This is a genomic window from Bacillus sp. B2-WWTP-C-10-Post-4, from assembly GCF_009183805.1.
In the GTDB taxonomy this organism is placed as follows: domain Bacteria; phylum Bacillota; class Bacilli; order Bacillales; family Bacillaceae_G; genus Bacillus_A; species Bacillus_A cereus.
On sequence record NZ_WEII01000182.1, the window covers coordinates 1 to 5,139 of the forward strand.

The window sequence follows — 5,139 nt, forward strand, 5'->3', positions numbered from 1 at the left end:
ATTTTAGTTCATGAAATTTCAAAGCTGAAAACAAAAGAAGAATTATGGAATCCATATGAATGGTATCGTTTGATGAGGGATAATCACCCAGTTCATTATGATGAAGAGCAGGATGTATGGAATGTTTTTTTATATGATGATGTAAATCGTGTTTTATCAGATTGTCGCTTATTTTCAAGTAGAAGGGAGCGCAGACAATTCTCAATCCCTCCTTTAGAAACTAGAATAAATATAAACTCTACAGATCCACCAGAACATCGCAATGTACGTTCCATTGTTTCTAAGGCATTTACTCCAAGAAGTTTAGAACAGTGGAAACCTCGAATACAGGCTATCGCAGATGAACTTGTACAACATATCGAAAAATGTAGTGAAGTTAATATCGTTGAACAGTTTGCTGCACCTTTACCTGTTACCGTTATTTCTGATTTATTAGGAGTCCCAACAACAGATCGTAAAAAAATTAAAGAATGGTCTGATATTTTATTTATGCCGTATAGTAAAGAAAAGTTTAATGATCTGGATGCTGAGAAAGGGATAGCATTAAATGAATTCAAAGCATACCTTCTACCGATTGTTCAGGAAAAGAGATATCATTTAACCGATGATATCATTTCTGATTTAATTCGAGCTGAATATGAAGGCGAAAGATTAACCGATGAAGAAATTGTAACCTTTTCATTAGGTTTACTAGCAGCTGGGAATGAAACCACTACAAATTTAATTATTAATAGCTTTTATTGCTTTTTAGTAGATTCACCTGGAATTTATGAAGAGTTAAGAAAAGAACCTAACTTAATTTCAAAAGCGATTGAGGAAGTATTACGCTATCGCTTTCCTGTTACATTAGCCCGGAGGATTACAGAGGATACAAATATATTTGGTTCTTTAATGAAAAAGGATCAGATGATTGTTGCGTGGGTTAGTGCAGCGAATTTAGACGAGAAAAAATTTTCACAAGCCTCTCAATTTAATGTACATCGAACAGGAAATGAAAAGCATTTAACCTTTGGGAAAGGTCCTCACTTTTGCTTAGGAGCACCACTTGCACGTTTAGAGGCTGAGATTGCATTAACTACCTTTATAAATGCTTTTGAAAAAATAGAGCTATCTCCATCTTTCTGTTTAGAAAAATGTATATTGGAAAATGAACAAACATTAAAATACTTACCTATTCGATTGAAAGCTAAATAAAAATCTTAACAAGGTGCATACATTTGCATCTTGTTTTTTGTTTCTCAATTGTGAGTTTTCGGTAATCACCTTAATATGGAATTGTATAAAACGTAGAGGAGGATTCTTATGTTGACTTGTAATGGAAGTAAATCATTTCAAAAGTTTATTAAAGGTGTTACAGATCTTATGGAAAACGGTTTATTTGAAGAAGAAATAGTGTGTGGCATTGAAAAGTTACTAGAAGAACTTTTAGAAAAGAAAACATGGCTTCCGTTAGATAAACAGAAGGCCAATTTGACTCAATATGCACGACATTTATTGTATGAAGATCCGCTCAAACGTTTTGAAGTACTAGCTCTCGTATGGAAAGATGGACAATCTACACCTTTACATGATCATGACGGCACATGGGGAGTAGAAGGCGTTTTTTCAGGAAGGATTATGGTGCAGAACTTTATACAAACGAAACAACTTGGAAATTCACTTGTTTATTTAACACATACAGGAAATCTTTATTTGGGAGAAGGAGAAACAGATAAAGTAATTCCACCAGCGGATTGTCATATTCTTGAAATTAGCAAAAATGAAAGCGTTATTACGATTCATGTCTATGGAAAACGGTTAGAAAAGTTTAAAGTATATATACCAACTGAAGAAAAAAATGTGTACATGTGTGAGACAAAATACATTAGTTATAATTCATAGTTTAAAATCCAAAGCTTTTTTAAAAAGAAAAGCTTTGGATTTTATTTTTAATTATTTCTTGACCTGAAACGCTTTTCATAAATTATAAATAAGAAGTACCTCACGAGGATTGTATGAAAACGATACCTAATAATTAATTAGAACTCGTGTATTTATAGAAAGTGGTGAAGAAATAATGAAATTAATCGCAATTGATTTAGATGGAACTCTTCTTTCGGGGAATAAAATGATAAGTAAAGAAAATGCAGAAGCAATTCGAACATGTCAAGAAGCTGGCCATGTTGTAGCAATTTGTACAGGACGTTCAATTGTTGACATTGAGCGATTATTGTTAGAAGTTGATTTAGAGTGTCCAATCATTGCGGAAAATGGTGCTCTTATATATAAAGATAAAAAAATGATGAAGAGATATCCAATTCAAAATATGCAGGCACTTGAAATTGTAGAATATCTTGAAGAGAATGGTTTATATTATCAGCTCTATACTGATAAAGGTGTGTATGTGCCGGATTATGGAGTAGAGAGTGTACGTAATGAAATTGAGCATGTGAAGAATTCAAAAGAAAATTTCGACTTGAAAGAGTTAGAAACAATCGCAGCATTATATCTTGAGCATACAGCGTTTCATAGTGCGGAAAGTTGTAAACCAATTGTAGAAACAGATATACATGTGCATAAACTATTACCATTTTCTTATGAAATTGAGAAATTAAAAAAACTCAAAGAAACATTTCTTCATAATACAGATTTAGCAATTACATCTTCATATTGGCACAATTTAGAGATTAATCATCGAGATGCTCAAAAAGGGAATGGATTATATACTTTAGCAGAACATCTTAATATTCCAGTTGAAAACACTGTAGCGATAGGTGATGGGCTAAACGATGTTTCTATGATGGAAAAAGCGAACATATCAATTGCAATGGGGAATGCAGTAGAAGAAATAAAAGCAATGTGTAAATACGAAACGTTATCAAATGAAGAACATGGTGTGGCACATGCTTTATATAAATATGTAATGTAATTAAAAAAGAAAAAAGAATCCAAATGGATTCTTTTTTCTTTTTTATTAGGGGTAAGGTATTCTATGAGATTCATAGAAGCCTTATTACATTTTATTATATAGAATATATTGGAATAAATGTTTATATTTTTCATAAAAATTGTGAATATTTTATGAACTTTATACTTATTGCATGTTTATACCGCTATTAGTGACGCGTATGACTCTCAAGTGAAAATTCAGTGAATGTAAGAAGGAATTCAAGTTACCTAGACAATAAGTGAGGAATCAACGAAATATATACTAATTAAAGGTATATTCAGTATATATATTCTTTTCTTATTTTAATTGAAAAATAAAATTTGTTCGAATAATTATTCTACAGCTATATACCTACACTAGCTTTCTTCGTATAATGGAGAAGTATGAATTTTAGATTTGTATTAATTTTACATATTGAGGTGAAAAAGGAATGAATTCGCGGCTAATGGAACTTATTGATGTGAGTACAATAGAAACCATGGCAGAACAATTTTATAAATTAACTAACATATCACATCAACTTCTTGATGCTGAAAAACAGTGTGTTTTTTCATTCGGAATGAATGAGATAAAAAAGAGTAAACTTCCAAAGATTGAAATCCCCATTTTCTTATACAATCAACATTTAGGATCTTTTGTTGTATGGTCCAAAAAAAGCGAAATTTTCAGTTGTCAAAAATACTTTGAAATGCTCTCAAGTTTAATTTTAGATGGCGCAATAAAAGTATTTCAAAGCAAAAATACAACATTGCTTTCTCGGAAAGAGGAGGAACTACATACGATTTTACAAAACATGCCTGTTATGGTCGATGCGCTTGATTATAATGGAGATTTTGTTTTGTGGAATCGAGAATGTGAAATTGTAACAGGTTATACCGCTGAAGAAATAATTGGAAATCCCAATGCACTGCAATTACTGTATCCTGATTATAATTATCGCCATCAAATACAAAAGAAATTTTTAACTTGTGGAAAAAATTTCAGAGATTGGGAAATGCACTTAACATGTAAAAATGGTGAAGTCAAAACAATAATGTGGTCGAATATATCAGAACAGTTTCCTGTAACAGGATATAGTTATTGGGCTGTTGGTGTAGATATTACACATTTAAAAGCGATAGAAGAGCAGTTAAAACAACAAACATCTGAACTGGAATTAATTTTTAAAGCTTTACCAGATTTATGTTTCTTAACAGAAGATGATGGCACAATTATAGATTACAAGGCAGGATCTCCTACAAAGTTTTACGTACCTGCAGAAGCTTTTATGGGAAAAAAGTTTTACGAAGTATTACCATCTTCAGTAGCACAGCAGTTTCAGGAAGCCATTAATCAAGTGAAGGAAAAAGGAACGAATGTAATTGTAGAATATCCACTCACACTTAATGGAAGTATTAATTTCTTTGAGGCTAGGTGCTTACCATTATTACATGATAAAATTATGATTATTGTACGCGACATTACAGAGAGAAAAAAGACAGAAGAATTGCTAAATAAATCAGATACGCTTGCAGCAATTGGTCAATTAGCAGCTGGCGTGGCTCATGAAGTAAGAAATCCTTTAACTGTAATTAAAGGATTTATACAGTTATTTCAAATTAATAAAGAAGATCAAGAAAAATATTTTGATCTTATGCTCTCTGAAATTGAAAGGATAGAAGCGATCCTGCAAGAATTTCTGGCAATTGCTAAAACAGATGAGATAAATACAGAAAAGAAAAATATTTATCAAATTTTTAAAAATGTCGTATCGTTAATGAATACAAAAGCAATTATGACAAATATTCAAGTTGAACTATTTACGGATGACAAAGATATAATTATTGAATGCTCAGAAAATCAATTGAAACAAGTATTTATTAATATTTTGCAAAATTCAATCGAAGCTATGCCAAATGGTGGGGAAATTTCAATTCACATAAAAGAAATAAATGATGATGGTGTCATCATTCATGTAATAGATGAAGGAATAGGAATACCTGAAGAAAGAATTAAGAGATTAGGTGAACCTTTTTATAGTACGAAAGAAAAAGGGACTGGTATTGGATTAATGTTAAGTTATAAAATTATTGAAAGTCATCAAGGGACAATTAGTATCATGAGCGAGGTTGGTATCGGGACAACAGTAACTATTTACTTACCGAAAGTACTAAGTAAACAATCTCTTTCTAATTGTGACGATAAATGTATAGCAATACGCACTAGTAGTA

General features: G+C 31.4%; 4 protein-coding genes. All 4 read left to right on the top strand.

The features are described from left to right. Nucleotides 1-1,194, top strand: a 1,194-nt coding sequence (locus GBN78_RS28365) for a cytochrome P450 (protein WP_152127960.1), incomplete at its 5' end; no start/stop codon positions are given. Between the two features lie 108 nt (nucleotides 1,195-1,302). Further along, nucleotides 1,303-1,881 (top strand): cysteine dioxygenase family protein, encoded by a 579-nt coding sequence (locus tag GBN78_RS28370; RefSeq protein WP_000954437.1) that lies wholly within the window; start codon nucleotides 1,303-1,305, stop codon nucleotides 1,879-1,881. A gap of 175 nt (nucleotides 1,882-2,056) precedes the next feature. Next, on the top strand, nucleotides 2,057-2,908 hold the full coding sequence (locus GBN78_RS28375) for a Cof-type HAD-IIB family hydrolase (protein WP_000766385.1): 852 nt from the start codon (nucleotides 2,057-2,059) through the stop codon (nucleotides 2,906-2,908). Nucleotides 2,909-3,359: 451 nt separating this feature from the next. Further along, the coding region (locus GBN78_RS28380; RefSeq protein ID WP_152127961.1) for a PAS domain-containing sensor histidine kinase at nucleotides 3,360-5,139 on the top strand (1,780 nt) is incomplete at its 3' end.

Bases quoted from the DNA above. Each gene is read 5' to 3' on its own strand.
- GBN78_RS28370 (WP_000954437.1), top strand. From the start codon at position 1,303: ATGTTGACTTGTAATGGAAGTAAATCATTTCAAAAGTTTATTAAAGGT.
- GBN78_RS28375 (WP_000766385.1), top strand. From the start codon at position 2,057: ATGAAATTAATCGCAATTGATTTAGATGGAACTCTTCTTTCGGGGAAT.